Source organism: Methylibium sp. T29-B (genome assembly GCF_000576225.1).
In the GTDB taxonomy this organism is placed as follows: Bacteria; Pseudomonadota; Gammaproteobacteria; order Burkholderiales; family Burkholderiaceae_C; genus Methylibium; species Methylibium petroleiphilum.
In genome coordinates this window covers 1-4,579 of record NZ_AZSN01000218.1, presented here as the reverse complement: position 1 = coordinate 4,579, position 4,579 = coordinate 1, and the positions used below count along the sequence as shown (strand labels likewise).

Sequence of the window (4,579 nt, the reverse complement as noted above, 5' to 3'; positions counted from 1 at the left end):
CCTGCCGTGCAGGCGCGCGCGAACGGCAGCGGCGGGCCTGCGGCCGCCGCGACGCCCGTCGAGGCGCGCTGGCAGGAAAGCCTGGACGCCTTCGCGCTGGCCGACGAGGCTCAGGCGCCGCAGCCCGGCGGGGTGCTGTTTGTCGGCAGCTCGTCGATCCGGCTGTGGTCGGGGCTGGAGGCGCAGTTCGCCGGCGAGACGATAGTCAAGCGCGGCTTCGGCGGCTCGCGGATGTTCGACTGCGCGGCGTACCTGGAACGGCTGGTGCTGCCGTACAAGCCGCGGCTGGTGATCGTCTACGCCGGCGACAACGACCTCGCCGAGGGCCGCACGCCGCAGCAGGTGCTGGCGAGCTTCAGCACCTTCGTGGAGGGTGTGCGCCGGGCGCTGCCCGACACGCGCATCGCCTTCCTGTCGATCAAGCCCAGCCCGCTGCGCAGCGCGCTGATGCCGCAGGTGGTCGAGACCAATGCGCTGGTGGCCGACTACAGCCGCCACACGCCGAACCTCGACTACATCGACATCTACTCGAAGATGCTCGATGCGCAGGGGCAGCCGCGCGCGGAGCTGTTCCTGCCCGATGCGCTGCACCTGAACACGCAGGGCTACGCGCTGTGGCGCACCGTCATCGCCGACCACCTGCGCGCGCCCGCACCGCCACGCTGAGCGCCGCGTCGGCGGCCTGCGAGCGCAGCTGCCGGCGCATCGCGGCGGTGCGGCGGTCGAGTTCGCCGCTGGTCCACGCCACCGCGTAGAGGACGGCGAAGCAGCCGACCAGGATCAGTGCGTCGATCCACGCCGCGCGCGGCGTGCCGGCGTCGCCGGCCACGGCCAGCAGCAGCAGCGCCAGCACCAGGTGGGCGCAGAACACCGGCAGCGAGGCGGCGCCCAGCGTCTCCAGCACCCGCAGCCGCGGCAGCCGGGCCGCGACGCGCGGGCCGAAGTGCAGGGTCAGCACCAGCAGCGCGAACAGGTTGATCACGCGCAGCGGACCGAGGTGCCATTTGTCGAACATCAGGTTCAGACCGTCGTCGCCGGGAAACGGCAGCTGCCCCACGGCGTGCCGCCACACCAGGCCGACGACGCCGATCACGACTGCCGTGCGCACCAGCCACGGCGGGAAGACGAGCGGCGCCGGATCGCGCGAGGCGGACTGCACCGAGCCCATCCACAGCCCCATCACCCACAGGAACTGCCAGCCGAACATCTCGAAGGCACCGGTCTGGGGAAACGGCACCGGCAGGCCGGTGAGCGCGACGCTGAGGTCGTAGACCGCGCGGCCGAGGTCGAACTGCGCCAGCAGCCACAGCAGCACGCTGAGCGCGAGGATGCCCCGCCAGCCGTGCTGCAGGCCGTGCAGCAGCAGCAGCAGCGGGCTGAGCACCATGAACACCACGTAGAGCGGCAGGATGTCGAGCAGCGGCGGGCTGTAGATCAGCAGCAGGCCGCTGAAGAAGGCGGTGACCGGCTGCTCGAAGTAGAAGGAGATCAGGTTGGTGATGGCGTCCTGCCGCGCCAGCACGCCGATCAGCGCGATGACGGTGAACAGGAACAGCAGCAGCGCGGCCTGGCAGGCGTAGATCTTCAGCGCGCGCCGCAGGAAGGCCTCGCGCATCACGGCCTCGCCGTCGCGTCGCTCGCGCGCGGTGTAGACCATGCCGGCCATGTAGCCCGACAGCAGCACGAAGCCCTCGGCCGCCGAGACGTAGCCGAACGGCTGGCCCAGCGGGTCGGCATAGCGCGTGGGCAGGTGCGTGAGCGTCATCAGCACCAGCATCAGGCCGCGCAGCGCGTCGATTTCCCAGAGTCGGCGGTTCATGCGGCGGCGTGGGAGGAAGGGACGAGTCCTGACAGACTCGTCCGCCGCCCCGGAGGTTCCCGCCGCGGTTCAGCCCGGGCCGCGCAGCTCGCGACGCAGGATCTTGCCGACGTTGCTCTTGGGCAGGTCGTCGCAGAACTCGATGCGCCGCGGCCGCTTGTAGGCGGTGAAGTTCTGCCGGCAGTGGTCGGCCAGCTGCTGCTCGGTGAGCGACGGGTCCTTGCGCACGACGAACAGCCGGACCGCCTCGCCGGTCTTCTCGTCGGGCACGCCCACCGCCGCGCACTCCAGCACGCCGGGGTGCAGGTTGACCACCTGCTCGATCTCGGTGGGGTACACGTTGAAGCCGGAGACGATGATCATGTCCTTCTTGCGGTCGACGATGCGGAGGTAGCCGCGCTCGTCCAGCACGCCGATGTCGCCCGACTTGAAGTAGCCGTCCGGCGTCATGACCTTGGCGGTCTCGTCAGGGCGGTTCCAGTAGCCGGCCATCACCTGCGGCCCGCGGATGCAGACTTCGCCGGCCTCGCCGAGCGGCAGGTCGCGGCCGTCGTCGTCACGGATCGCGATCTCGGTCGACGGGATCGGCAGGCCGACGTTGCCGCTGAACTGCCGCAGGTCCAGCCGGTTGCAGGTGACCAGCGGCGAGGTCTCCGACAGGCCGTAGCCCTCGACCATCGGGCAGCCGGTGATGCGCAGCCATTTCTCGGCGGTGGCCTGCTGGCAGGCCATGCCACCGCCGGTGGACGCCACCAGACCGGAGAAGTCGAGCCGCGCGAACTCGGCGTTGTTGGCCAGCGCGTTGAACAGCGTGTTGACGGCCGGGAACATGTTGACGCGGTGCTTCGTCAGCGTCTTGACGAGGCCGGGGGATGTCGCGCGGATTGGGGATCAGCAGGTTCTTCATGCCCAGGCGCGCGCCCATCACGAAGCACAGCATCAGCGCATAGATGTGATACAGCGGCAGCGCACAGACGCAGACGATCTGCTGGCCGCCGACCTTGTCGAGCATGGGCCGGAACCAGGCCTCGGTCTGCATCACGTTGGCCACCACGTTGCGGTGCAGCAGCGTGGCGCCCTTGGACACGCCGGTCGTGCCGCCGGTGTACTGCAGGAAGGCCACGTCGTCCGGCCCCACCGGCGGGCGCACGAGCTTCAGGCGCGTGCCCTCGGCGATGGCCATGTTGAAGCGCGTGACGCTGCGCCCCTCGGTGAGCGGCAGCGTGAAGGCCGGCACCATCTTCTTGACGTTGCGCACCACGAAGTTGACCAGCTGGCCCTTCCAGAAGCCCAGCAGGTCGCCCATCGAGACCAGCACCACGTGCTTGACGACCGTACGGTCGATCACCTCCTCGAGCGTCGCTGCGAAGTTCTCGAGGACCACGATCACCTCGGCGCCGGAATCCTTGAGCTGGAACTGCAGTTCGCGCGCGGTGTAGAGCGGGTTGACGTTGACCACCACGGCGCCGACGCGCAGCACCGCCGCGAGCGCAACCAGGTACTGCAGCAGGTTGGGCATCATCAGCGCCACGCGCGTGCCCTTCACGACGCCCCTGGCCTGCAGCCAGGCGCCCAGGGCGTCGGCCAGCTCGTCGACCTGGCGGAAACCGAGTTCGCGCCCCATCAGCACGGCCGCGGGGCGTGCGGCATGCCGCCGGAAGGCCTGATCGAGGAGCGTCGACAGCGAGGCGTCGGAGCCGGCATCGACCGTGGCCGCCACCGAGGGGGGGTAGTGGGCGAGCCAGGGCTTCTTGGCCGGCATGTCCATGCGCGAGCTCCTCCGAAAGAGGCCCGATTCTTCGGGCCCCGCCGCGGCGCGGCTATGGGAGTTGCCCTGAGCCGGCAGCGGCCTGCGGTTCGGCCGTGAAGAGCTGCGCGAGCAGCGCGCGTTCGCGCGCCTCGATGCCGACCAGGAACTCGCCCGCACCGCGCATCGTCCTGAAGGTCTCGAGGCCGCGCTCGAGGAAGGACTGCAGCTCGCTGAGGCCGGCGGCGCGTGCCGGTCCGCGCATCATGCGCAGGCTGGTGGTGAGCATCGGCTTGCGCGTGTAGCGGTCGAGCGAACGGCCGACCTCGAGCATCAGGTCGATCTGCTGCGCGCGGTCGGCGCGCCGGCCCGTGGCCTGCCAGGCCACGGCGTAGGTCCGTGCGTCGACGGCCGGCGACGGCAGTGCCTCGGCCATCGTGCTGTCGAGCGACTCGGACAGCGCATGCAGCTCGCCCAGCGTGGCAACGGTGCCGACGATCTCCTGCGGGAACAGCCGCACCAGCGCCGGCACGATGCGGGCGAACTGCGCGTCGCGCCGGCTGAAATCGCTGGGCCCGTACAGCTCGTCGAGGAAGAAGCGCGCCGCCGCGACATAGCGCGGACTCGCCAGCAGCTCGGCATGGGTGTGCTCGAACCGCGCCTGCTGGTAGGCCTTGATCGCCTGCACCTTCTCACCGAGCCCGGGCACGGCCTGGCGACGCGCCCGTTCCTGCTCGACGGCGGCGAGGCTGCGCAGGATGGCCGGCGCGTCGGCAGCGGTGGCTCGCAGGGGCGAGGTCATGCGGGTCGGGGGTAATCCGGGATCGCAAATAGATGTCCGCCTCGACGGGCCGGCGCGCGAATGATGCAACACTCCGCGTCGATGACCGTCAGCACCTTCCCTTGTCCCTGGCGCCCGCGGCGCAGGCCGGCCGCATGAGCACGGGGCCGTCGCGTCGGCGCCTGCTGCAGCTCGGCGCCGGAGCCACGGCGCTGTTCACCGTGGCCGGCGG

Annotated in this window: 3 protein-coding genes and 1 pseudogene; 1 reads left to right on the top strand and 3 read right to left on the bottom strand. The window is 70.6% G+C overall.

Annotated features, from left to right (window positions below; all coding sequences use genetic code 11):
* Positions 1–666: SGNH/GDSL hydrolase family protein (locus tag Y694_RS19870; RefSeq protein WP_036235726.1), on the top strand; the 666-nt coding region annotated here is incomplete at its 5' end.
* Here Y694_RS19870 and Y694_RS19865 read toward each other — a convergent pair.
* The 3 genes and pseudogenes from Y694_RS19865 to Y694_RS19855 form a co-directional block, all read right to left on the bottom strand.
* Positions 626–1,819 (bottom strand): OpgC domain-containing protein, encoded by a 1,194-nt coding sequence (locus Y694_RS19865; RefSeq protein WP_036235723.1) that lies wholly within the window; start codon positions 1,817–1,819, stop codon positions 626–628. The genes Y694_RS19870 and Y694_RS19865 overlap by 41 nt on opposite strands.
* Before the next feature lie 69 nt (positions 1,820–1,888).
* A pseudogene (locus tag Y694_RS19860) lies at positions 1,889–3,587 on the bottom strand (long-chain-fatty-acid--CoA ligase).
* 52 nt (positions 3,588–3,639) lie between these two features.
* Positions 3,640–4,368: an FFLEELY motif protein gene (locus Y694_RS19855; RefSeq protein ID WP_011827953.1), complete on the bottom strand. Its 729-nt coding sequence runs from the start codon at positions 4,366–4,368 to the stop codon at positions 3,640–3,642.
* Positions 4,369–4,579 lie beyond the last annotated feature (211 nt).